Raw genomic sequence first — 22627 nt, forward strand, 5'->3', positions numbered from 1 at the left:
GGGGGGTTGTGTTTGTTTCCCTGTGTTGTGTTCTCAACGCGGGGCCCCTCCCGTAACCGGGGGGGGGGGAGGGGCCGGGGGGGGGGGGGGGGGGGGGGCTTTTTCCCCCCCCCCCCCCCCCCCGGGCACCTCGGCCCACCACCTGAGCCAGTCCGCCCGCAGTCGCCAGGAGCCGCGCATCGCCCGGCGGGCGAAGTACGCCGCGGCCGCGGCGGGAACGGCGGCCACCGCGGCCGCGACCAGCTCGGGCGCCGACGGCGTGGCCAGGGTCAGCACCCACAGCCCGGTCAGCGCGAGCCACCAGACCACGATCTCGGCTGTCGCCCGCATCAGCCACCTCCGGTTCCGGAGCTACCCGCTCAGTCGGCGCGTCAACCGGCGATCACCTTGGCGATGGCTGCGGCGACCACCTCCGGCTCCGCGACGGTCGCGGTCAGCGACGGGTGGCGCAGCAGCCCGGACGGCTCGATGCCGGGGACGGGTTCGCGGAACCGCACGCAGACCCCGCGGGCCGAGTTGGTGCCGAACGTCAGGCCGCGATCGGCCAACGACAGCCGGATACCGAGCGCACGCAACGGGTGGAAGGGCCCGCTGACCTCGACGTCGGCGAGGTTGGCCAGCGGCGTCGAGACGAGCCAGGGCCTGAGGCGGACGCGCAGCCCGGCCGCGTCGAGGTCCAGCCCGCTGTGGCGGTCGAGCCAGGGCTGCAGCCACCCAGGCCCGGCGAAGGCGGCGTGCAGCCGGTGCCGGACGACCGTGACCGCGTCTTCGGACTGGCTCATGCGACCCCTCACTTCCGCTTGCGGATAACCCGCGGACGGCCAGGGCAAACGCGTCAGCCTGCGACGATCGTGTGCTCGCCGCGGGTGACCAGTTCGCCGATCACCGGGTGGCCGGGCAGTTCGCCCGCGACGAGGAGGCCGCCAGAGGTCTGGGCGTCCGCCAGCAACAGCGCGTCGTCCTCGGTGAGCCGGGACAGGTCGGCGTGCGGGCGGACCCAGTCGAGGTTGCGCCGCGTTCCGCCGCTGACGTAGCCGTCGCGCAGCGCCTCCCGGGCGCCGTCGAGGTAGGGCACAGCCGCCGGGTCGATCCGCGCGGTGACGCCGCTGGCGCGCGCGAGCTTGTGGAGGTGGCCCAGCAACCCGAAGCCGGTGACATCGGTCGCGCACGTCGCCCCGGCTGCCAGCGCGGCCAGCGAGGCGTCGCGGTTGAGCGTCGTCATCGTGGCGATCGCCTGCTCGAACCGGTCGCCGGTGGCCTTGTGTCGGGAGTTCAGCACGCCGATCCCGAGCGGCTTCGTCAACGTCAGCGGCACGCCTGCGCGGCCGGCGTCGTTGCGCAGCAACCGGTCCGGGTCGGCGGTGCCGGTGACCGCCAGGCCGTACTTGGGTTCCGGGTCGTCGACGCTGTGCCCGCCCGCGAGGTGGCACCCGGCCTCGCCGCAGACGTCCAACCCGCCGCGCAGGACCTCGGCGGCCAGCTCGAACGGCAGGACCTCGCGCGGCCAGCCGAGCAGGTTCACCGCGACCACGGGTGTGCCGCCCATGGCGTAGACGTCGGACAGCGCGTTCACCGCGGCGATCCGGCCCCAGTCGTACGGGCCGTCGACGACCGGGGTGAAGAAGTCCGTGGTCAGGATCAGCGCGACACCGCCGACGAGCCGGACCGCGGCCGCGTCGTCGCCGTCGTCGAGGCCGACGAGCAGCTCACCCGCGGGGTTCGCGGGTGCGACGCCGGTGAGGCCGCGGACGACGTCCTCCAGCTCGCCGGGCGGGATCTTGCAGGCGCAGCCGCCGCCGTGGGCGTACTGGGTCAGCCGGACGCTCATGCGGTCCATGGTGCGCGGGTCACGCGAGCTTGGCAGGATGGCGGGATGGTGCAAGGAGGCGTACCCGGCCTGGTGGCCGGCGCGGTCTTCAAAACCGTTGAGCGGCAGGTCCTGCCGCTGGCGGGTTCGATTCCCGTCCGCCTCCGCCATGACTGACCCGCGGCGGGCGATCCCGCGCACCGACACCCTCCTCGCCGAGCCCCGCGTGGCCAAAGCCGCGCAGACCCTCGGGCGTGATCTGGTGAAGGCGCTGGTCGTAGCGGCGCAGCAGCGGGCCCGGGCCGGCGAAATCGGGCCCGGCGAGGTCGTTGACGAGGTCCTGGCCCGGCTGCCCTCCACAGTGTCGTCACTGCGGCCCGTGCTCAACGCGACCGGCGTCCTCGTCCACACCAACCTCGGCCGCGCCCCGCTGTCCCCGGCCGCGCTGGACGCCGTCGTGGCCGCGGGCGGTTCCACCGACGTCGAGTTCGACCTCGAGACCGGGGAACGGGCGAAACGCGGTCGTGGCGTGCTGGCCGCGCTGTCGGACGCGGTCCCGAGTGCAGTGCACGTGGTCAACAACAACGCCGCCGCGCTGCTGCTCTGCGCACTGACGTTGGCGCAGGGCAAGGAGATCGTGGTCGGCCGCGGCGAGCTGGTCGAGATCGGCGACGGCTTCCGCATCCCCGACCTGCTCGCCTCGACCGGTGCCCGGCTGCGCGAAGTCGGCACGACCAACCGGACGACCGTGGGCGACTACGCGGCGGCGATCGGTCCGGAGACCGGCTTCGTGCTGAAGGTCCACCCATCGAACTACCGCGTTTCCGGCTTCACCGCGGAGGCCACGATCGGCGAGCTGGCCGGGCTCGGCGTGCCGGTGGTCGCCGACGTCGGGTCCGGGCTGCTCGCGCCGCACCCCCTGCTCCCGGACGAGCCGGACGTCGCGACCGCCCTGGCCGACGGCGCGGCCGTCGTCACCGCGAGCGCGGACAAGCTGCTCGGTGGCCCGCAGGCCGGACTTCTGTTCGGCAACGCCGACCTGATCGAACGGCTGCGGCGGCACCCCGCGGCCCGGGCCCTGCGCGTCGACAAGCTGACGCTGGCCGCGCTCGAAGCCACCCTGCGCGGGCCGGAACCGCCGGTGCGCGCGGCTCTCGACACCGACGTCGCCGAGCTGCGGACGCGGGCCGAAGCCCTGGCCGCGTCCCTGCGGTCTGCCGGGGTCGACGCCGAGGCGGTGGCGTCCACGGCGGTCGTCGGCGGCGGGGGTGCGCCCGGCGTCGACCTGCCGAGCGCGGCGGTGGCCTTGCCCACCCGGTACGCGGTGGCGTTGCGGCTGGGCGAGCCCGCGGTCGTCGGCCGGATCGTGGGCGACCGGTGCCTGCTCGACCTGCGGACGGTCCGCCCGGCCGACGATGTGACGCTGCGGGAGGCCGTCCGCCGATGCGGGTGATCGCCACGGCGGGCCACGTCGACCACGGGAAGTCCACGCTGATCCGGCGGCTCACCGGGATGGAACCGGACCGGTGGGCCGAAGAACGCCGCCGTGGGCTGACCCTCGACCTCGGCTTCGCCTGGACGCGCCTCGGCGGCGAGGAGATCGCGTTCGTCGACGTCCCCGGGCACCAGCGGTTCGTGCCGAACATGCTGGCCGGGATCGGTCCGGTGCCGGCCGTGCTGTTCGTCGTCGCGGCCGACGAGGGCTGGATGCCCCAGTCCGCGGAGCACCTGGCCGCGCTGGACGCGTTCGGCGTCCGGCACGGCCTGCTGGTCGTCACCAAGAGCGACCGCGTGGACCCGGCCGCGGCGACGGCGGCGGCGCTGGCCGAGCTCGCCGGGACCTCGCTCGGCGAGGTGCCCGCGGTGAGCACCGGCAGCACCACCGGACTCGAAGAAGTGCGCGCTCACCTGGCCGAGCTGGCCGGCCGCCTGCCCGCGCCCGATCCGGCTGCGGACGTACGGCTCTGGATCGACCGCACCTTCACGATCAGGGGCGCGGGCACGGTCGTCACCGGGACGCTCGGTGCCGGGACCCTCCGCGTCGGCGACGAGCTGGTCCTCGGCGGGACCCGCGTCCAGGTCCGCGGGCTGCAGGCCCTCGGCGAACCGCACGAGAGCGTCGCCGCCGTGGCCCGGGTCGCGGTCAACCTGCGGGGCATCGCCCGTGACGCGGCCGAGCGCGGCGACGCCCTGCTGACGCCCGGCGCGTGGCGCACGACGTCCGAACTCGACGTCCGGCTGCGCGGCGCGGCGGAGCTGCACCGCCACCTCGTGCTGCACGTGGGTTCCGCCGCTGTGCCCGTCCGGATCCGGCCGCTCGGGCCGGACACCGCGCGGCTGCTGCTCGCGACGCCGTTGCCCCTGCGCGTGGGAGACCGCGGCCTGCTGCGCGATCCGGGCGAGCACCGGATCCCCGCCGGGTTCGACGTCCTGGACGTCCGCCCGCCGTCGCTGTCCCGCCGTGGTGCCGCGCGCGCCCGCGGCGAGCAGCTGACCACGCCGGAACCGGGGTGGGACCTTCTGCGCCGCGAGGGTTTCTTGCGCCACAACGACTTTCACGCACTCGGGCTCCCGGAGGTGGGCGAGCGGCTCGGCGACTGGCACGCCGACCCCGCCCGCCTCGCCGAGCTGCGCGGCCAGGTCCCGGCCGTCGTGGCCGGGTGGACGCGCGAGCACCCGATCGCTGCCGGAATGCCCCTCGACGCCCTCCGGCAGCGGCTCGGCCTGCCCGCCGCAGACCTCGTCCCGGCCGTCCTGAGTGAAGACCTGATCGCGGAGGGCGGGCTCGTCCGGCGGCCTGGTGCCGGGCTGACCGCCGAGGTCGAGCGCGCGGTCGCCGTGCTCACCGAAGGGTTCGCCGAGCATCCGTTCCGCGCGCCGGAAGCGGACGACCTGCGCGCACTGGGCTTGGGCAAGCGGGAACTCGCCGCCGCCGTCCGGCTGGGCCGGCTCAGTGCGGTCGCCGACGGAGTCGTGCTGGGCCCGGACGCACGCGAACGCGCCGTGAAAGTGCTGGCCGATCTGGGAAAACCGTTTACGGTGTCGGAGGCCGGACAAGCGCTGGGCAGTACGCGCCGGGTGATGATCCCGCTCCTCGAAGCCTTCGACGCGGCTGGGCTGACGGAACCGCTCGGTGACGGCACTCGCCGGATCGCGGAGTGACCGCTCGCGAGCTACCGTTGCGGTGTGGGCATGCGGCGGTGGATCAAAGGCTGGCCGGTGTACCGGCAGCTGACCGGTCCCGACCCACTCGGCCGCGGTCAGGCGGCCAAATCGGACGGTTCGGAAAAATGGCACGCGCGCACGGAAGACGCGGACCACGTTGTGCGCTCGGTCTGTCCGTATTGCGCGGTCGGCTGCGGCCAGAAGGTGTACGTCAAGGACGGCCGCGTCACACAGATCGAGGGTGACCCGGACTCGCCCATCTCCCGCGGCCGGCTCTGCCCGAAGGGCTCGGCCAGCAAGCAGCTCGTGACCAGCCCGAGCCGCGTCACCGAAGTCCTCTACCGGCGCCCGTACGGCGCCGACTGGGAGCGCCTGCCGCTCGAGACGGCGATGGACATGATCGCCGACCGCGTCCTGAAGACGCGCGACGAGACGTGGCAGGACGCCGACGACCAGGGTCGCAAGCTCAACCGCACGCTCGGCTTCGCCAGCCTGGGCGGCGCGACCCTGGACAACGAAGAGAACTACCTGATGAAGAAGCTCTACACCGCGCTCGGCGCGATCCAGATCGAGAACCAGGCCCGGATTTGACACTCCGCCACGGTTCCCGGTCTGGGGACCTCCTTCGGTCGTGGGGGCGCCACGACGTTCCAGCAGGACCTCGCCAACGCCGACTGCATCGTCATCCAGGGTTCGAACATGGCCGAGTGCCACCCGGTCGGGTTCCAGTGGGTGATGGAGGCGAAGGCCCGCGGCGCGAAGATCATCCACGTCGACCCGCGGTTCACCCGCACCAGCGCGGTCTCGCACGTCCACGCGGCGCTGCGCGCCGGAACCGACATCGCGTTCCTCGGCGGGCTGATCAAGTACGTCCTCGACCACGACTTGGACTTCCGTGAGTACGTCCTGGCGTACACGAACGCCTCGGCGATCCTGACCGAGGAGTTCGCCGACACCGAGGACCTCGACGGCCTGTTCTCCGGCTTCGACCCGGAGAAGCGTCAGTACGACATCGCCACCTGGGCCTACGAGGGCGCCGACGCGAGCCCGGCGGCCGGGTCCGGTGAGCCGGAGCAACCCGGTGGGCACCACGGCGGGGAGAAGCACCAGGAGTCGGCGCGCGCGGAATCCTACGGCAGCGGCGGCGCGTCGATCGGCGCCAAGCCGAAGACCGACGAGACGCTGCAGCACCCGCGGTGCGTCTTCCAGGTGCTCAAGCGCCACTTCGCGCGCTACACACCCGAGCTGGTCGCCGACGTCTGCGGGCTGTCGGTCGAGCAGTTCGCCGAGATCGCCGAGGCGATCACCGCCAACTCCGGGCGTGAGCGGACCACGGCGTGGGTGTACTCGGTCGGCTGGACCCACCACACGGTCGGCGCGCAGTACATCCGTACCGCGTCGATCCTGCAGACGCTCCTGGGCAACATCGGCCGCCCCGGTGGCGGCATCCTCGCGCTGCGCGGGCACGCCAGCATCCAGGGCTCCACCGACATCCCGACGCTGTTCAACCTCCTGCCCGGCTACATCCCGATGCCGCACGCCCACCAGCACCTCGACCTCGACTCGTTCGTCGAGGCCGATGCCGGCAAGACCGGCTTCTGGGGCAACATGCGCTCCTACGTCGTCAGCCTGCTGAAGGCATATTGGGGCGATAATGCCCAGCCGCACAACGACTTCGGGTTCGGCTACCTGCCGCGTCTGACCGGCGACCACGGGACGTACGCGACCGTGCAGAAGCAGATCGAGGGGGAGTGCAAGGGCTACTTCCTGGTGGGGGAGAACCCGGCGGTCGGCTCGGCCAACGGCAAGTTCCAGCGGCTCGGCCTGGCCAACCTCGACTGGCTCGTCGTGCGCGACCTGCAGCTGATCGAGAGCGCGACGTTCTGGAAGGACGGCCCGGAGATCGAGACGGGCGAGCTGAAGTCCGCGGAGATCGGCACCGAGGTCTTCTTCTTGCCCGCCGCCGCGCACACCGAGAAGGACGGCAGCTTCACCAACACCCAGCGGCTCCTGCAGTGGCACCACAAGGCCGTCGAGCCGCCCGGCGACGCGCGGTCCGACCTCTGGTTCTACTACCACCTGGGCCGGATCATCCGGGAACGCGTCGGCGACGACCCGCGGGACGCGCCGATCCGCGACCTGACCTGGAGCTACCCGGTCGAAGGCCCGACCGACGACCCGAGCGCGGAGTCCGTGCTCGCCGAGATCAACGGCCACGGCCCCGACGGCCCGCTGTCGGCCTACACCGAGCTGAAGGACGACGGCTCGACCGCGTGCGGCTGCTGGATCTACTGCGGCGTCCGCGCCGACGGCCACAACCACGCGGCGAACCGGCGACCCGGGTCCGAACAGGACTGGGTCGCCAACGGCTGGGCTTGGGCATGGCCGGCCAACCGGCGGATCCTCTACAACCGCGCGTCGGCCGATCCGGACGGAAAGCCGTGGAGCGAACGGAAGAAGCTGATCTCCTGGGACGCCGAGCAGAGCAAGTGGGTCGGCCCCGACGTCCCGGACTTCGAGCCCACCAAGGCACCCGGCTACGTCCCGGAGGAGGGGGCGAAGGCGCAGGACGCCCTGGGCGGCGGCGACCCCTTCATCATGCAGACCGACGGGAAGGCCTGGCTCTACGTCCCGGCCGGGCTGGCCGACGGGCCGCTGCCCACGCACTATGAGCCGTTCGAGAGCCCGGTCGGCAATGCGCTCTACGGGCAGCAGGAGTCACCCACCCGGCAGACCTTGGACAGCGCGTCGAACTCCTACAACCCGGCGCGCAGCCCGGTTTACCCGTACGTCTTCACCACCTACCGGCTCACCGAGCACCACACCGCGGGCGGGATGAGCCGGACCCTGTCGCACCTGTCCGAGCTGCAGCCGGAGTTCTTCTGCGAAGTCTCCCCCGCGCTGGCCGCCGAACGCGGTCTGGAGCACCTCGGCTGGGCGACCATCGTCTCGGCCCGCACGGCGATCGAGGCGCGCGTGCTCGTCACCGAGCGGATCAAGCCGCTGAAGGTCCGGGGCCGGACGATCCACCAGGTCGGCCTGCCCTACCACTGGGGTCCGAACGGGCTCTCGCGCGGTGACGCGGCCAACGACCTGCTCTCGATCGTGCTGGACCCGAACGTGCACATCCAGGAGTCCAAGGCGGCCACCTGCGACATCCGGCCGGGACGCCGTCCGCGCGGCGCCGCCCTGCCCGAGTTCGTGGCCGAGTACCGGAGGCGAGCCGATGGCTGAGTACGGCACCCAGCCCCGGATGGGGTTCTTCACCGACACGTCGGTCTGCATCGGCTGCAAGGCGTGCGAGGTCGCCTGCAAGGAATGGAACGACGTCCCCGAAGCCGGCGGGCTCGATCTGCTCGGGATGTCCTATGACAACACCGGCGACCTCGGCTCGAACACCTGGCGGCACGTCGCCTTCATCGAGCAGCCCAAGCCCGCTGTGGAGCTGGGGATGCCCACGGTCGGCGCGCCCGAGCAGGAAGACCCGGGCGTGCGCTGGCTGATGTCCAGCGATGTCTGCAAGCACTGCACGCACGCCGCGTGCCTCGACGTCTGCCCGACCGGTGCGCTGTTCCGCACCGAGTTCGACACCGTTGTCGTTCAGCAGGACATCTGCAACGGCTGCGGCTACTGCGTTCCCGCCTGTCCTTACGGCGTCATCGAGAAGCGCGAGAGCGACGGCCGCGCGTTCAAGTGCACCCTCTGCTACGACCGGCTCGGCGCCGGGCTGGAACCCGCGTGCGCGAAAGCGTGCCCGACCGACTCGATCCAGTTCGGCGAACTGGACGAACTGCGCGAGCGCGCCGCGGCCCGAGTCGAGACGTTGCACGAAACCGGCGTGCCGGAAGCGCGTCTCTACGGCCACGACCCCGACGACGGTGTCGGCGGTGACGGCGCGTTCTTCCTGTTGCTGGACGAACCCGAGGTCTACGGCTTCCCGCCGGACCCGGTCGTGACGACCGCCGACCTCCCCGCGATGTGGAAGCGTGCCGCGACGACGGCGGCCGGAGTCGCCGCGGCGCTGGTCGTGTCGTTCCTGGGACGGCGCCGATGAGCCCCCGCCGTGAACGGGCGATGGTCGAGCCCGCCGAGTTCCGCTCCTACTACGGGCGGCCGATCCTCAAGGAGCCGGCCTGGAAGCAGCCGGACGTGCCGCTGTACCTGTTCCTCGGTGGCGCGGCCGGGGCGTCGGCGTCGATGGCGGCGCTGGCCGATGTCACCGGTCGTCCGGAGCTGGCGCGCGTGGGCCGGCTGGTGGCCTCGGGGGGATCTTTGGCGAGCGTCGTCGCGCTGATCCACGACCTGGGGAAGCCGACGCGGTTCTTGCACATGCTGCGCGTGGTCAAGCCGACGTCGCCGCTGTCGGTCGGATCGTGGATCCTGTCGCCGTTCTCCGGGCTTGCCGCGGTGGCAGCGTTCTCGGAGCTGACCGGGGTCCTGCCGCGCATCGGCCGCCTGGCGGGAGCGGCCGCGGGTCTGCTGGGGCCGGCGATGTGCACGTACACGGCGGTGCTGCTCGCGGACACGGCGACGCCGTCGTGGCACGAAGCTCACGGCACGCTGCCGGTGCTGTTCGCGGGCAGCGCCATGACGAGCGCGGCCGGCGCGGCTTTGCTGGCTGTCCCGAGAACGAGAAATGCTCCGGCGGTGCGTGCGGGACTGCTCGGCGCGATGGCCGAACTGACGGCGGAGCACCGGCTGGAGACCGGGCTGGGCCTCGCTTCCGAGCCGTACCGGACCGGCCGGGCCGGGAAGCTGCTGACGGCGGCCAAGGCACTCACTGCGGCGGGAGCTGCCTTGTCCCTGGCCGCCGGCCGCCACCGCACGGCGGGTGCGGTGGCGGGAGCGGCGTACCTGGCGGCGGGCCTGTGCACCAGGTTCGGGGTCTACGCGGCCGGCGTCGAGTCGGCCAGGGATCCCAAGTACGTCGTCGTGCCGCAACGGGAACGGCTTGATCGACGGGCTTTGTGAGGGGTCGCCGCGCTTGTCACGGACGCAGGAGGACCTTGGCCCAGCCGTCCTCGCGGCGGTCGAACTTGTCGTAGCCCTCCGCCGCCTCGGCCAGGGACAGTTCGTGGGACACCAGGAACGACGGGTCGGCCTCGCCGGCGATGATCACCACCTGGCAGGTGCCGGTTCTAGCGCTTGGCCGGTGCCATGTGCTGGCTCTTCATGCGTGCCGGCGGCGGTTCTCCCCACGGTCGGCCCGGCCGAAGCCCGGACCTCCACCGAACGCCCGGCCGCAGCCGCTCGGTGGCGCCCCGCGCGACGGTCGACTTGCCCGAGCTGGGCAGGCCGGTCAGCCACGCGGTGACGCCGCCCGCGGCCGGTGCCGCGGGATCCGCCGCGTGAGTGTCCACTGTGGTCCGAACCGCTGCCACGTCCGCCACCCGGAGAACGCTTTCTCCGGCAGCCTGCCCAGCGGCCCGGGACCGGACAGCCACTTTTCGGGTAGTCAGTCCAGGCAGAACTCGTTGCCTTCCGGGTCGGTCATCACGATGAACCCGCCGCTGAGCGGGGGCTCGGGCTCGAACCGGCGCACCCGTGACGCGCCGAGGGCGACCAGGCGTTCGCACTCCGCCTCGAGGGCCGCCATCCGCTGCTCGCCCTGCAGACCCGGGGCCGCCCGGACGTCGAGGTGGACGCGGTTCTTCGCCGTCTTGTCCTCCGGGACCTGCTGGAAGAACAACCGCGGCCCTTCGCCGTCCGGGTCTTCGATCGCGGACCGCGAGTTGCGCTGGTCCTCCGGCACGCCGATGCGCGCGAGGAACTCGTCCCACGCGGCGAGCGGGTCGCCGCCCGCGGGCACGCCGGGTGGGGCCGGGTGTTCGTAGTCCAGGACGTCGCGCCAGAACGTGGACAGCGCTCGCGGGTCGTGCGCGTCGAACGTGACCTGGACCTGTCGGCTCATCGGGTGCTCCCTGGGGCTGGGGGACGCTGACCCGGTCCACTTTGGCAGCAAAAGCGGACAGCCTCAGTCCTCGACCAGGTCGGCGGTGATCAGTTCCGCCTCCGGCAAGGTGACGCGCAGACCCTCCGGCAGCGGACGGCCGAACCGGGCCGCGAGCGCGTCCATCGTCTCGACGCCGGTGCGCCAGCCCTGCTCGTGCAACCACTCCACCGGGTTGCGCCGCGGACCCGTCGCGAGCAGGTTGTCGACCTCGATGCCCATGCGCCCGGTGGCGTCGAACTCGCGCAGGCTGCGTTCCATGCCCGTGGCGTCGCCGTTCGTCAGCCGCTCGACGCCGATCCGGCTCCCGGCGGCCGAGCGGGCGTGGACGGTCTCGAACAGCGCTTCCTCGGCCGGCCCGGGCAGGTACGGCAGCAGGCCTTCGGCCAGCCACACCGCCGGGCGGGCCGGGTCGAAGCCGGCCGCTTCGAGTGCGGCGGGCCAGTCTTCGCGCAGGTCGGCCGCCACCGCGTGCCGGCGGCCGCGCGGCCGGGCCCCGAGGTCGTCCAGGACGCGCTGCTTGAACGCCAGCACCTGTGGCCGGTCGACCTCGTAGACGTCGCGGCCGGCCAGGTCGAGCCGGTACGCCCGCGCGTCGAGCCCGGCGGCGAGGATCACCACCTGCGCAGCCGCGGAGCCGGTCACCACCTCGTCGAAGAACCGCGACCGCAGGCCCATGTAGGCGGCCATCGCCGTCCACACCTCGTCGGCGACGGGGGCGGTCGGCAGCGGCCGCGGCGGGTCGGCGGCCCGCACGAAGGCCGCGGCGAACGGGTCGTCGACCGAGCCGTCCGGCGACGCGGTGTCGATCGCCCGCGCGGCGGCGACGGCCAGCGCGGTCAAGCCGACGCCGGTGACGATGTCCCAGTCCCGGTCCGTGGTGGTCACCCGTGCCCCTTCCGTCGATCTTGCCTCCAGGATGGCATCGAGCGACGGCGCGCGTGCGGTCCGTGAGCGTGATACCGCACTCTGGCGGATGGCTCAGGTGAGGTGGGCGGCCGGCGGCGGGTTCGGGCCCTCCCAGCCGAGGTGGGCCGACACGCGGGCGGCCGCCTTGGCCGTCGTGCGGCCCGCCGCGTCCAGGTCCGAGCCGAGTCTCGACGTCGGCGCCGAGATGTTCACCGCCGCCACCACCCGGCCGCGGAAGTCGCGGATCGGCGCCGAGACCCCGACCAGACCCTCCTCGAACTCCTCGTAAACCCGCGCGTAACCGTCCCGGCGGCACTGACCGATCTTCGCCCACAGCTCGGGCAGCAGCTGCGCCTGCGCCGGGAACCGGACGTACAGCTCGTCCGGGGTCGCGTCGAGCAGCAGGACCCGCCCGGCCGACGTGCAGTGCGCCGGGACTCCGCGGCCTTCCCAGCCGTGGACGCGGAACGAATGCCCGGACACCGACAGCAGCGTCAGGACCTCCTGGTCGCGCAGCACGCAGAGGTGGCTGGTCTCCTCGAGGTCGGCCGACAGCTCGCGCATCACCGGCTCGGCGGCGCGGGCCAGCCGGTCTTCCACCGTTCGGGCGACGAGGGAGAACAGCCGCCAGCCGAGCCGGTAGCCGAGCGTGTCCGGGTCGCGTTCGACCACGCCCTCTTCGGCCAACGCCTTGAGCGCACGCGAAACCTGGCTCTTCTCCCGGCCGGTGAGCTGGGCGAGCCGGACCACGCCCAGCTCGCCGGCCCGCTGGGCCTCGGGAGAGGCGAGCGCCTCCAGCAGGCCGAGGTCGCGGCGCAGGCCGTGGCCCTGCTGCCGGGCGGCGTCGTCCGGGGTGTGCACCGGACCGAAACTAACCACGCCGTGTGGTTGGCGCCAGCGCAACCCCGGTTGCAATCTCCGGCCGTCCCTTGCCCGCCGTTTCGGGGCGCTCTTACCGTCGATTCCGGCCGCACTCCCCGCGATCTGGAGCACCCCATGACTTTCGCGTCCACCGCCCTCGTCGGCGAGGCCTTCGTCGGCGAAGGCGCCAACGCCGCCCACACGAACGTCGTGCTGGGGCGACGCGGCGGTCCGGTGGAAGCCGCGTGGGCGACCGCGCTCGCGACGCCGAGCGCGGGCCACGTGCCGTTCGTGACCGTGCTGCGGCCCTCCGTGCCGGTGCAGCCGCCGACGTTGTTCGTGCCCAAGGCGGCGGCCGGCACCGACCTGCACCAGCGCGCCACCTGGGGCGCCGCCCAGGCCGGGCTCGCCCAGGGCGTCACCGATGCCGTCGAGGCCGGGGACCTGCCCGCCCGGGAGACCGGCGACCTGCTGCTGATCGCCGCGATCTGGGTCAACCCCGCCGTGGACGACCTCGACGAGGCGTTCGCGAACCAGCGGCTCGCCGCGGCCCGGGCGATCCGCGCCGCGGTGCTCGGCACCCCGCACGTCACCGACGTCCTCGACGCCGCCCGGGCCGGCGCCGCGAACCCCTTCTACACCCCGGATCCGGACGTCCTGCGCCGGACCGAGCCGGCGGTGGCCCGGTGAAGATCACGGCCATCACCCTCGACCGGCTGCGCCTGGAGCTCGACCCGCCGCTGAACGCGGCCTGGGACCCGGACCCGCGCCGGCACTTCGACGCCACGATCGTGCGCGTGCACACCGACGAAGGCGTCACCGGCATCGGCTCCGGCGACACCATGGCCGGCTTCGCCGCCGTCGAGCACCTGTTCCTCGGTGAGGACCCGCTCGACATCGTCCGGCACGTCAAGGCGATCGAGACGGCCAACTTCCACGGCGGCTGCTTCTGGCCGCTGGAGGTCGCGCTCTGGGACATCATCGGCCAGGTCGCCGGCCTGCCGGTGGCGACACTGTTCGGGAACTCGGCCCGCTCGGTGCCCGCCTACGCGTCTTCAGCCGAGCTCAAGCCGCCGGAGGAGCGGGTCGAGACCGCGCTGCGGGCCCGGGAAGCCGGGTTCCGCGCGATGAAGATCCGGATCGACCGCGACCACGCCGACGCCGGGGTGGCCGCGGTCGCCGCGGTGCGCGACGCGCTCGGCCCGGGCTTCGAGATCATGGTCGACCTCAACCAGTCCTGGCGGATGGCCGGGGACACGGCTCCCGCGGCCGACCTGGCGCAGACCCGGAAGCTGGTGCGGCGGCTGGCCGAGCTGGACGTCTTCTGGGTCGAAGAACCGTTGCCCTACGCCGATGTCGCGGGCTTCAAGACTCTCCGCGCGGAGAACCCGGGCGTGCGGATCGCGGCGGGGGAGATGCACCACTCCGTGCCGGAGCTGCTGCGCTACCTCGAAGACGACGTGCTCGACGTCTACCAGATGGACGTCGTGCTCGCGGTCGGCATGCACCGGGCCCGGACGCTGGCCGAGCTCGCGCAGCTGAAGCACCGCGCGTTCACCCCGCACAGCTGGACCAACGGCATCGGCGTGCTGGCCAACCTGCACGTGGCGGCCGGGGTCGGCGGCGGCCCGTTCTTCGAGTTCCCCTGGGACCCGCCGGGGTGGACACCGGAGCGTCGCGACTTCATGCTTGCCGAGCCCCTGATGATCACCCCGGCGGGGGAGCTGGAAGTGCCCCGGCGGCCGGGGCTCGGGATCGAACTGGACGAGGAGGCGGTGCGGCGGTGGCGGATCTGACCCACCAGGACTGGGTGGCGGCGGCGGGCCGGCTGACCCCCGAGACGAGACCGTTCATCGGCGGCCGGTTCGTCGAGTCCACTTCGGACGGAACGTTCCCGAGCGTGTCCCCGCGTGACGGCCGGGTGCTCGCCCACCTGCCGGCCGGCAGCGCCGAGGACGTCGACCGCGCCGTGCGCGCGGCCCGCGAGTCCTTCGACGACGGCCGCTGGCGCGAGCTCCCGCCCCGTGAGCGCAAGCGGATCCTGCTGCGCTGGGCCGACGCGATCACGGCGAACACCGCCGAGCTCGCGCTGCTCGACACGCTCGAGATGGGCAAGCCGATCAGCGAATCCCAGCGCGTCGACGTCGCCAAGGCGGCCGAGACGATCGCCTGGTACGCCGAGACGATCGACAAGACCTACGACGAAGTCGCGCCCACGCCGGGAAACGCGCTGGCCTGGGTCACGCGGGAGCCCCTCGGGGTCGTCGGCGCGGTGGTGCCGTGGAACTACGCGCTGCTGATCGCGTCGTGGAAGCTCGGCCCGGCGCTGGCCACCGGCAACTCGGTGGTGCTCAAGCCCGCCGAACAGACGTCGCTGGCGTCGCTGCTGCTGGCCCGGCTGGCGAGCGAGGCCGGGCTGCCCGACGGTGTCCTCAACGTCGTGCCCGGCCGCGGCGAGGTCGCCGGCCAGGCGCTCGGGCGGCACCCTGACGTGGACAAGATCGCCTTCACCGGCTCGGCCGAGGTCGCGCGGCTCTTCCAGGTCTACGCCGGGGAGTCCAACGGCAAGCAGGTCGCGGTCGAGGCGGGCGGCAAGTCGCCGCAGCTGGTGCTGCCCGATGCCGATCTCTCCGCCGCGGCGTCCGCGGTCGCGTGGGGCATCTTCTACAACGCCGGCCAGACCTGCAACGCCGGTTCGCGGCTGGTCGTGCCGGCCGCGCTCAAGGACGAGCTGCTCACCGAGATCGTCAAGCTCACCGGGGAGACCTTCCGGATCGGCGACCCGCTCGACCCGGCGACGGTGTTCGGCCCGCTCGTCGACGACGTCCAGCTCGACCGCGTCCTCGGCTACCTCGACACCGCCCGCGAGGAGGGCGGGACGATCGTGCTCGGCGGCAACCGCGACGGCCTGCACCTCGAACCCACCATCGTCGACGACGTCCGGCCGGGCTCGACGATCGCGCGCGAGGAGGTCTTCGGGCCGGTGCTCGCGGTGCAGACCTACGACGGCACGCCGGAAGAAGGCGTCCGGCTGGCCAACGACACGGACTTCGGTCTGGTGGCGTCGGTCTGGACGCGCGACGTCACGACGGCTCACCGCGTCGCGCGCCGGTTGCGCGCCGGCACGGTGTGGATCAACACCTTCGACGCCAGCGACGTGATCACCCCCTTCGGCGGCTTCAAGGCGACCGGCGCCGGTCGCGACAAGTCGCTGCACGCGATCGACGCCTACACCGCCCTGAAGACCACCTGGCTCGACCTTCCGGAGACTTAGCATGAAGATCGGATTCATCGGCCTCGGCGCGATGGGCGCGCCCATGGCCCGCCACCTGATCCTCGCCGGCCACGACGTCACGGTCCACGACGTCCGCTCGGAAGCGGCGCTGGAACACCTGAACCTCGGCGCGCGCTGGGTGGACGACCCCGCCACCTGCGCGGTGGACGCGGACGTGCTCGTCACGATGCTCCCGACCCCGCGCGTGGTCGAGGACGTCCTCCTGCGCGGCGGCGCGGCCGAGGCGCTAGCGCCGGGCGCGCTCTGGATCGACATGTCCACCTCGACCCCCGCGGTGGCCCGCCGGGTGGCGGAGGAGGTTCTGGACGGCCGTGGGGTGCGCCGGCTCGACGCCCCGGTGAGCGGCATGGCCCGCGGCGCCGAAGCGGGGACCCTGCAGATCTTCGTCGGCGGTGACGCGGGGGACTTCCGCGCCGCCTTGCCGCTGCTGGAGGTGCTCGGCGATCCCGAGAAGATCCTCCACGTCGGCGCGGCCGGCCACGGGTACACCGTCAAGCTGATGATCAACCTGCTGTGGTTCGCCCACGTCGTCGCGACGTCCGAAGTCCTCGCGATGGGCGTGAAGGCCGGGGTCGACCTCGGCGTGCTGCGCTCGGCGCTGCTGGCCAGCCCCGCCGCGTCGCACTTCCTGGAGCGGGACGTGCTGTCGGTGCTGGTCGACGGCGACTACGACGACTCCTTCGCGATGGTGCTGGCGTGCAAGGACCTCGGCCTCGCCGTGGACCTCGCCCGCGACGTCGGGGTGCCGGCCGAGCTGTCCGCGCTCGTCGAGCAGGTCTTCCGGCGGGCCAAGGCGGTCTACGGCGACCGCGCGGGCGAGATGAGCCCGGTCCGGCTCTACGAATCGTGGGCGGGCGCGGACTTCCGGCTGCCCGACCCGCTCGACCCCGCCGTCCCGGCCGCCTGAAGGGAAGAGTCGCCGTGCGCCTTACCGTCGAGCCGACCGGCCGCACCGAGTTCGGCCCGGGTGTGGTCGCCGAGCTGCCGGGCTTCGTCGCAGCATTGGGCCGGAGCCGGGTCTTCGTCGTCACCGACCGCGGCCTGCGGGCCACCGGGATCGTCGGGCGGGTCGAGAAGATCCTGGCGGCCGCCGGGCTCGAGCACGGCGTCCACGAGGACGTCGGCCCGAACCCGTCGACGGCCGAGCTCGACCGCGGCGCCGCCCGACTGCGCCAGTTCGGCGATGCCGCCGTGCTCGCCCTCGGCGGCGGCTCGGCGCTCGACGCGGCGAAGGGCATCTCGCTGCTCGCGAGGAACCCGGGCGCGGCCGCGGCGGACGCGGACCGGTTGTGGGAGGCCGAGCCGGGCTTGCCGCTGATCGCCGTGCCCACCACGGCGGGCACCGGGGCCGAGACCAACGGTTTTGGTGTCACCGAAGACGTCTGCGCGCGCCGGAAGGTCTACATCGGACACTCGTCGGTGAAGCCGCGGATCGCCGTGCTGGACCCGGAGCTCACCCTCGGCCTGCCCGCGCGGGGCACCGCCGCCACCGGCCTCGACGCGCTCGTGCACGGGATCGAGTCGCTCGCCTCGCTGGGCTCGACCCCGTTTTCCGCGGCCTACGCCGCCCAGGCGGTCAGCCTGGTCGGGCGCTGGCTGCCGGTGGCCTACCGCGACGGCGGTGACCTCGAAGCGCGCGCCGGGCTGATGCTCGGCGCGCACCTGGCCGGCCACGCGCTGACGCTGTCCGGGCTCGGGCTGGTCCACGGCATCGGGCACGCGGTGACAGCGCATACCGGCACCCCGCACGGGGTTGCGCTCGCCGCGGTCCTCGAGGAGGTCATGGCGTTCAGCGCCCCGGCCGCCGAAGCGGCTTATGAGGCGACCGCCCGCGCGCTGCACGTCACCCCGGCGGCCGGCTGGAGCGACGCGGCGATCGAAGCGGTCCGGGAGATCTCGGGCGCGATCGAGATCAAGCGCCCGCTGCGCGAGCTCGGCGTCACCCGGGACGACCTCCCGGCGATCGCGGCGGCCGCGGTCGCCGACGCCGTCACCAAGAACGCGCCGCGCCCGCCGTCGGAGGCCGAGGTGACCGAGCTGCTGCACGGCGTCTACTGATCGGCTTCCAAGATCCGTCGGTCGACCGATGGACCCGTCCCTCGCGCCGGGAGACCCCCCACGGCTGGACCGCAACTACGCCGAAATCCTGCAAGAGGTGCGGGTGGCGCAGACGGGTGTGCAGCTGCTGCTCGCGTTCCTGCTGACCGCTGCCGTTACCCGCGGTTGACGACGCTGCGCAGGTTCGAACGGAACGCCTACGTCGGCGCGCTCGTCCTCGGGGCCGCGGCCAACGCGTTGCTGATCGCGCCGGCAGCCTTCCCCCGCCTCGTTTTCCAGCGGCAGCTCGTGCAGGCTGCACGCCGGCTGGATCACCGCCGGGGCGATGGGCTGGTTCGGGTTGTGGTGGTACGTCGTGGAGCCGGTCCCGGAGCGGGGCCTGAGTCTCGGCCCTTCTCAGCCGGACGCGGACTGGTGGCGGGCCGCTTCCCGGGCGATGTCGATGCGGGAGTGCACACCGAGCTTGGTCAGGACGTGTGAGACGTGGGTGGCGACCGTACGCGGGGACAGGAACAGCCGGGCCGCGATCTGGGGGTTCGACAGGCCTTCGACGACCAGCCCGGCGATCTTGCCCTCGGTCGGGGTCAGGCTGTCCCAGCCGTGCGTGACCTGGCGGTGCTTCACCGTCGGGCCGCGCCGGATGCCGAACGCCCGGAACCGCGCGCGCAGCCTCGCTACGTCCCACTGCGCGCCCAGTTCCGTGTAGAGGTCGAGGGCGTGGGTGAACGCGGCCCGCGCGGAACCGCGGTCGCCGGCCTCGGCGAACGCGACCGCGGCGGCTTCCAGTGCTTTGGCGCGGGGGAGCGGGCGGCTGGCGTCGCGGTAGCCGTCGGCGGCCTGCAGCAGGGTCGCCGCGTCCCGGTGGACCAGGCCGGCGCAGTACTGGGCCAAGGCGCTGCGGTGCGGCAGGGCGGAACCGGCGAGGAGCGCGCGAGCCCGCGCTTCGATGCCGGCAGCGATGCCTTCGTCTTCACTCGCGACGGCGAGGCGGGCGGCGTCGCCGAGCAGGTCCTCACCTTCGTCTTCGCCGGTCAGGCCGGCGGTCAGCGCCGCGAGCGCGTCAGCCGTCGCGCCGGCCTGTTCGAAGTCGAGACTGCGCGCGCGGGCCAGGGTTTCCACCACGCGGCCGCCGATGCGTTCCGAGAACGGCGCCGCGACGTCGAGGTGCCGCCGCGCCGCGGCCGCTTCACCGCGGTGGAAGTGGATGATCGCCGCGACGCCGTGGTCGCAGCAGGCCACGCTCGGGTCCTTGAGGTCGTCCGGGACGACGTCGACCTCGGCCAGCGCGTCGTCCCACCGGCCGCTGCCGAGCAGCAGCTGGCCGAGCGCGCTCTGCACCTGCGTCAGCCGCACGACACTGCCGGTGCGGTCGGCCAGCTCGCGCGCCCGGGCGGCGGCGGCGAGGGCTTCCGGGTAGCGGTCGAGCGCGCCGAGGGTCACGGCCTGGTTGATGCGCAGCAGCAGCCCGAGGTCGAGCAGCGCCGGATCACCGTGGGCGGTGGCCATCGCGCGGTCGAACAGCGGCAGCGCGGTTGTCCACTCGCCGCGCATCATCGCGACGAGGCTGAGCACGTGCAGCGCCCACCCGTTGGCCCAGCGGTCTTCGCCGGCTTCGGCCAGCGCGGCGGCGGCGACGCGGGCGGCGGTGTCGACCTCGCCGAGGTCCCGGTGCGTGCGCGCGGTGAGCACGAGCAGCCGGGCCCGGTGCCGGGCTTCGAGGCCCGGCTCGGTCACGGCTTCCTTGAGCGCGGTGAGGGATTCGGCGGAGCGCCCGGTCATCCCGCGGCACTGCGTCACCGTCGTGTGCAGGTCGACGAGCAGGTCGGGGTCGGTCGCCCGGGCGAGCGCGCGGCAGGCGACCCGCTCGGCCTCGGCGATGTCGCCGACGCGGTAGAGCGCGTCGGCCAGCCGGCCGGCCAGCACCGCGATCGTGGTGTCGCCGGGCGCGACGTCCCGCAACGCCCGCCGCAGCAGCGTGACGGCGACGGCGGGCGCCTGGCCGATCAGCGGCGCGGCCGCGCGGAGCAGCCAGCCCACCACCCAGTCCGGCACCGGCTCGGTTCCGTCCTTTGTGGACACCGTGGGCAGCAGCTGCCGGGCCACCCGCTCGACCGGGGCGCCGGCCTCGGCCAGCGCCCGCGCGGCGGACCCGTGCCAGGCGATCCGGACCGCGACGGGCATTTCGTCGTAGAGGGCGGTGCGGATCAGCTGGTGCCGGAAGGCCAGGTCTTCCCCGGCCGCCACCAGCACGCCGGCGTCGCGCGCGTCGTCGAGCGCGGGCAGCAGGTCGGGCAGCCGGGCGCCCGACACGGTCGCCAGGTCCGCGACCGAGAAGCCGGCCCCGAGCAACGCCGCGGCCCGCAGCACGGTCCGGGCCGGTTCGGCCAGGAAGCCCAGCCGGTCGGCGATCGCCTCGGGCAGCGAGTCCGGCGCGGGCCCGCCGGTCAGCTCGGCGATCCCGGCTTCGTCGACGGCCAGGCACGAGCCCCGGGTCAGCGCGCCGAGCAGTTCGGCGAGGTACAACGGGTTGCCGGCCGCGCCGTCGGCCAGCTCTTCCAGCCGCGCGCCCGGCTTGCCGCCGGCCAGCGTCGCGACCAGTTCGAGCACCGCGGCTTCGGGGAGCCTGCCGACGCGCAGGCGTTCGGCGGGCTCGACGATCCGGCGCAGCGCCCGCAGGTCGTCGCGGCGGGGCACTGGGCGCAGCACGCCGATGAGGAGCAGGGGGAGCTGCCGCACCGAGCGGGCGAGCCGGCTCCAGGTCGCGACCGTCGTCCGGTCGGCCCAGTGCAGTTCGTCGACCACGAGCACGACGGGCCCGGTCTGGCAGAGCTCTTCGACCAGGGCGTGCAGCTGCTCGGCGGCCGCGGCGGCGAGGTCGACGCTCTTGCCGGCGGCCGATTCCCCGCGCAGCAGCCCGGCGATGGCGCCCCGCCGCGGGTCCGGCGCGGCCGCGCTGATGCGCAGGGCGTCCAGCAGGGGAAGAAGGGGGAGGTCTTGGCCGAGCTCGTCGCCGGCGCCCTGGTAGACCTGGCACCCGGCCTCGGCGGCGAGAGCACAGCCGGCGCGCACGAGTGCGGACTTGCCGATGCCCGGTTCGCCGTCCACGAGGACCGCCCGCCCGCGCCCGGCGGCCACGTCATGGACCCAGCCTGCCAGCCGGGACAGCTCGCCGTCCCGGCCGACCAGAAGCTCAGCACCGTCCGTGAGCGCGTGCACACAGACGATAATAGAAGGGAAACTCTTGTTTAACAAGAGGTGTACGCGGGGCGACCGACCCGTGGGTTGGTCGCCGGTGATTTCCTTCCGGTAAACATCCATTTGGTCTGGTGTTCGTAAAACTGTTCCAGGGCTCGCTGTCCTCCTGGCGTTGGTGGTCCATTAACCGGCCATTCGTCTCCGGTTAGGGCTGTTCTGCAATCGTCGCCCAGCCCGAAAAGTCAGTCTCGTACGATTGACCACCCGGAGGAATGATGCGGGTTCACCGCGCGGTCGCCCTCGGCGCCGCGGCCGTGCTGAACATCCTCGCAGCTGCGGCTGTCCTCGGCGCCACCACGGCGTCCGCCGCCACCAGCGGCCCGAGCACCAGACCGGTCGTCACCGTCGTCAGCCCGGACGAAATGGGGTACAACGGCGTTTCGCCCGACGAAATGGGATACAACTAAGGGACTTCGTCCGCAACTCCCCGGCGGACGGACAATCGGAAACCCTGCGGCCGCAACCAATTCTGGTTGCGGCCGTTGTTGTGTGTCCGGCGGGTTTGAGATCTTGACGGGGTGGGTTTTGTGGACCTTGAGTGGCCTTCGTTTCGTGGGTGGCGAGGGTGGTTTTCGCTTGTTTCGCGGGTGGTGGGGTGGTGGGCCCTTCGCATCGGGTGTGGTGGGGCGGTTGTGCCTCGGGCGCTTCGCGGGGTGGGCCGGGCCTGCTGCCCTGCGCGTGCGGCGGAGGGGTTTTCACTCGGCCAGCGGCGGCGATGCCTTCGCTCCGCGTGCGGCGGCGTGTTGGTGCCCCTGGCTCTTCGCGAGGGGTGAGGGGTGTATCTCTGGCCCTGCGTTCGCGGCCGAGGGGCCTTCACTTCGCGTGCGGCGGCGTGGCGCCCTAGCCCTTCGCAGGCGGTGAGACTGGATCTCCGGCCCTCGTGTGCGCGGAGCGCTTCGCTCTGCGTGCGGCAGGCACCGGTCTTCCTTATGTCGCGTGCGGCGGAGGCCGAGTGTTCATCGCTTCGCTTGCGCCGGCGCGGTCTGCCTTCAGTCCCTCACGGGTGTCGGAGGCTGAGCGGCGTCCGCCTTCAGCCTCTCGTGCGGTGGAGGCCGGATGTCCTTCGCTCGCGTGGTCTGCCCTCAGTCCCGCGTGCGGCTAGCCCGGTCCCCGGCGGCAGCGCGGCCATCCCCAAACAAACCCGGCGCCGCACTCGTCCCCCAAAGCGGGCCTGGGGGGGGGGGGGGGGGGGGGGGGGGGGGGGGGGGGGGGGGGGGGGGTGGTGGGTGGGGGGGGGGGGGGGGGGGGGGGGGGGGTTCCCCCCGCCGCGGCACAGAGTTTGAGCGTCGCCATGACACTAGTCCGTGACGCGCTGCTGACGGTGTTC

20 protein-coding genes and 1 tRNA gene are annotated in these 22627 nt (G+C 73.2%); 14 read left to right on the forward strand and 7 right to left on the reverse strand.

Annotation, left to right across the window (positions count from 1 at the left end; translation table 11 throughout):
* Window positions 1-371: 371 nt before the first annotated feature.
* Window positions 372-782, reverse strand: a complete 411-nt coding sequence (locus ACZ61C_RS25690) for a hypothetical protein (RefSeq protein ID WP_465310370.1) — start codon at window positions 780-782, stop codon at window positions 372-374.
* Between the two features lie 53 nt (window positions 783-835).
* Window positions 836-1828: a selenide, water dikinase SelD gene (gene selD / locus ACZ61C_RS25695; protein ID WP_465310371.1), complete on the reverse strand. Its 993-nt coding sequence runs from the start codon at window positions 1826-1828 to the stop codon at window positions 836-838.
* 54 nt (window positions 1829-1882) lie between these two features.
* On the opposite strand from selD, the gene ACZ61C_RS25700 reads away from it, so the two are divergent.
* The 6 genes from ACZ61C_RS25700 to nrfD all read left to right on the forward strand — a co-directional run bounded on the left by ACZ61C_RS25700 (window position 1883) and on the right by nrfD (window position 9943).
* Window positions 1883-1977 (forward strand) — tRNA-Sec (locus tag ACZ61C_RS25700).
* Complete coding sequence (gene selA, locus ACZ61C_RS25705) at window positions 1977-3260, forward strand: L-seryl-tRNA(Sec) selenium transferase (protein WP_465310372.1); 1284 nt, start codon at window positions 1977-1979, stop codon at window positions 3258-3260. Before ACZ61C_RS25700 ends, selA begins: the two co-directional genes overlap by 1 nt.
* On the forward strand, window positions 3251-4969 hold the full coding sequence (selB, locus tag ACZ61C_RS25710; protein ID WP_465310373.1) for a selenocysteine-specific translation elongation factor: 1719 nt from the start codon (window positions 3251-3253) through the stop codon (window positions 4967-4969). Before selA ends, selB begins: the two co-directional genes overlap by 10 nt.
* A 24-nt stretch (window positions 4970-4993) precedes the next feature.
* Complete coding sequence (gene fdh / locus ACZ61C_RS25715; RefSeq protein ID WP_465310374.1) at window positions 4994-8206, forward strand: formate dehydrogenase; 3213 nt, start codon at window positions 4994-4996, stop codon at window positions 8204-8206.
* Window positions 8199-9026: a 4Fe-4S dicluster domain-containing protein gene (locus tag ACZ61C_RS25720; RefSeq protein ID WP_465310375.1), complete on the forward strand. Its 828-nt coding sequence runs from the start codon at window positions 8199-8201 to the stop codon at window positions 9024-9026. The genes fdh and ACZ61C_RS25720 overlap by 8 nt, the downstream gene beginning before the upstream one ends.
* On the forward strand, window positions 9023-9943 hold the full coding sequence (gene nrfD / locus ACZ61C_RS25725; protein ID WP_465310376.1) for an NrfD/PsrC family molybdoenzyme membrane anchor subunit: 921 nt from the start codon (window positions 9023-9025) through the stop codon (window positions 9941-9943). The genes ACZ61C_RS25720 and nrfD overlap by 4 nt, the downstream gene beginning before the upstream one ends.
* 16 nt (window positions 9944-9959) lie before the next feature.
* Here nrfD and ACZ61C_RS25730 read toward each other — a convergent pair whose 3' ends face one another.
* The 4 genes from ACZ61C_RS25730 to ACZ61C_RS25745 form a co-directional block, all read right to left on the reverse strand.
* Entirely contained in the window at window positions 9960-10094 is a 135-nt protein-coding gene (locus ACZ61C_RS25730) for a hypothetical protein (RefSeq protein ID WP_465310377.1), read from the reverse strand.
* Between the two features lie 333 nt (window positions 10095-10427).
* Window positions 10428-10883: a VOC family protein gene (locus tag ACZ61C_RS25735; protein ID WP_465310378.1), complete on the reverse strand. Its 456-nt coding sequence runs from the start codon at window positions 10881-10883 to the stop codon at window positions 10428-10430.
* A gap of 63 nt (window positions 10884-10946) precedes the next feature.
* On the reverse strand, window positions 10947-11810 hold the full coding sequence (locus tag ACZ61C_RS25740) for an SAM-dependent methyltransferase (protein ID WP_465310379.1): 864 nt from the start codon (window positions 11808-11810) through the stop codon (window positions 10947-10949).
* 93 nt (window positions 11811-11903) lie between these two features.
* Window positions 11904-12692 (reverse strand): IclR family transcriptional regulator, encoded by a 789-nt coding sequence (locus ACZ61C_RS25745; RefSeq protein WP_465310380.1) that lies wholly within the window; start codon window positions 12690-12692, stop codon window positions 11904-11906.
* Window positions 12693-12827: 135 nt separating this feature from the next.
* On the opposite strand from ACZ61C_RS25745, the gene fae reads away from it, so the two are divergent.
* Genes fae through ACZ61C_RS25780 form a run of 7 tightly spaced genes read left to right on the forward strand, consistent with a single transcriptional unit; the run spans window position 12828 to window position 18525 of the window.
* Window positions 12828-13382: a formaldehyde-activating enzyme gene (fae, locus tag ACZ61C_RS25750; protein ID WP_465310381.1), complete on the forward strand. Its 555-nt coding sequence runs from the start codon at window positions 12828-12830 to the stop codon at window positions 13380-13382.
* On the forward strand, window positions 13379-14488 hold the full coding sequence (locus ACZ61C_RS25755) for a mandelate racemase/muconate lactonizing enzyme family protein (RefSeq protein ID WP_465310382.1): 1110 nt from the start codon (window positions 13379-13381) through the stop codon (window positions 14486-14488). Before fae ends, ACZ61C_RS25755 begins: the two co-directional genes overlap by 4 nt.
* The gene (locus tag ACZ61C_RS25760) at window positions 14476-15966 is read left to right on the forward strand and encodes an aldehyde dehydrogenase family protein (RefSeq protein WP_465310383.1); all 1491 of its coding nucleotides are present in this window, start codon (window positions 14476-14478) and stop codon (window positions 15964-15966) included. Before ACZ61C_RS25755 ends, ACZ61C_RS25760 begins: the two co-directional genes overlap by 13 nt.
* 1 nt (window position 15967) lies before the next feature.
* Entirely contained in the window at window positions 15968-16894 is a 927-nt protein-coding gene (locus ACZ61C_RS25765) for an NAD(P)-dependent oxidoreductase (RefSeq protein WP_465310384.1), read from the forward strand.
* Window positions 16895-16908: 14 nt separating this feature from the next.
* Window positions 16909-18045, forward strand: coding sequence for an iron-containing alcohol dehydrogenase family protein (locus ACZ61C_RS25770; protein ID WP_465310385.1), 1137 nt, complete (start codon window positions 16909-16911; stop codon window positions 18043-18045).
* Window positions 18046-18073: 28 nt separating this feature from the next.
* Complete coding sequence (locus ACZ61C_RS25775) at window positions 18074-18214, forward strand: DUF6328 family protein (RefSeq protein ID WP_465310386.1); 141 nt, start codon at window positions 18074-18076, stop codon at window positions 18212-18214.
* Window positions 18211-18525, forward strand: coding sequence for a DUF6328 family protein (locus ACZ61C_RS25780; RefSeq protein WP_465310387.1), 315 nt, complete (start codon window positions 18211-18213; stop codon window positions 18523-18525). Before ACZ61C_RS25775 ends, ACZ61C_RS25780 begins: the two co-directional genes overlap by 4 nt.
* On the opposite strand, the gene ACZ61C_RS25785 is transcribed toward ACZ61C_RS25780, so the two are convergent.
* On the reverse strand, window positions 18442-21261 hold the full coding sequence (locus ACZ61C_RS25785) for a helix-turn-helix transcriptional regulator (RefSeq protein WP_465310388.1): 2820 nt from the start codon (window positions 21259-21261) through the stop codon (window positions 18442-18444). The two genes, ACZ61C_RS25780 and ACZ61C_RS25785, sit on opposite strands and share 84 nt — an antisense overlap.
* A 254-nt stretch (window positions 21262-21515) precedes the next feature.
* Here ACZ61C_RS25785 and ACZ61C_RS25790 point away from each other — a divergent pair, with 254 nt between their 5' ends.
* Window positions 21516-21707: a hypothetical protein gene (locus ACZ61C_RS25790; protein WP_465310389.1), complete on the forward strand. Its 192-nt coding sequence runs from the start codon at window positions 21516-21518 to the stop codon at window positions 21705-21707.
* The last annotated feature ends 920 nt before the right edge of the window (window positions 21708-22627 follow it).

It is taken from the genome of Amycolatopsis sp. NPDC104587 (genome assembly GCF_055583645.1).

Coding starts and splice junctions, on each gene's coding strand:
- ACZ61C_RS25790 (WP_465310389.1), top strand. CDS start 21,516: ATGCGGGTTCACCGCGCGGTCGCCCTCGGCGCCGCGGCCGTGCTGAAC.
- selB (WP_465310373.1), top strand. CDS start 3,251: ATGCGGGTGATCGCCACGGCGGGCCACGTCGACCACGGGAAGTCCACG.
- ACZ61C_RS25735 (WP_465310378.1), bottom strand. CDS start 10,883: ATGAGCCGACAGGTCCAGGTCACGTTCGACGCGCACGACCCGCGAGCG.
- selA (WP_465310372.1), top strand. CDS start 1,977: ATGACTGACCCGCGGCGGGCGATCCCGCGCACCGACACCCTCCTCGCC.
- nrfD (WP_465310376.1), top strand. CDS start 9,023: ATGAGCCCCCGCCGTGAACGGGCGATGGTCGAGCCCGCCGAGTTCCGC.
- selD (WP_465310371.1), bottom strand. CDS start 1,828: ATGAGCGTCCGGCTGACCCAGTACGCCCACGGCGGCGGCTGCGCCTGC.
- ACZ61C_RS25720 (WP_465310375.1), top strand. CDS start 8,199: ATGGCTGAGTACGGCACCCAGCCCCGGATGGGGTTCTTCACCGACACG.
- ACZ61C_RS25775 (WP_465310386.1), top strand. CDS start 18,074: ATGGACCCGTCCCTCGCGCCGGGAGACCCCCCACGGCTGGACCGCAAC.
- ACZ61C_RS25690 (WP_465310370.1), bottom strand. CDS start 782: ATGAGCCAGTCCGAAGACGCGGTCACGGTCGTCCGGCACCGGCTGCAC.
- ACZ61C_RS25765 (WP_465310384.1), top strand. CDS start 15,968: ATGAAGATCGGATTCATCGGCCTCGGCGCGATGGGCGCGCCCATGGCC.
- fae (WP_465310381.1), top strand. CDS start 12,828: ATGACTTTCGCGTCCACCGCCCTCGTCGGCGAGGCCTTCGTCGGCGAA.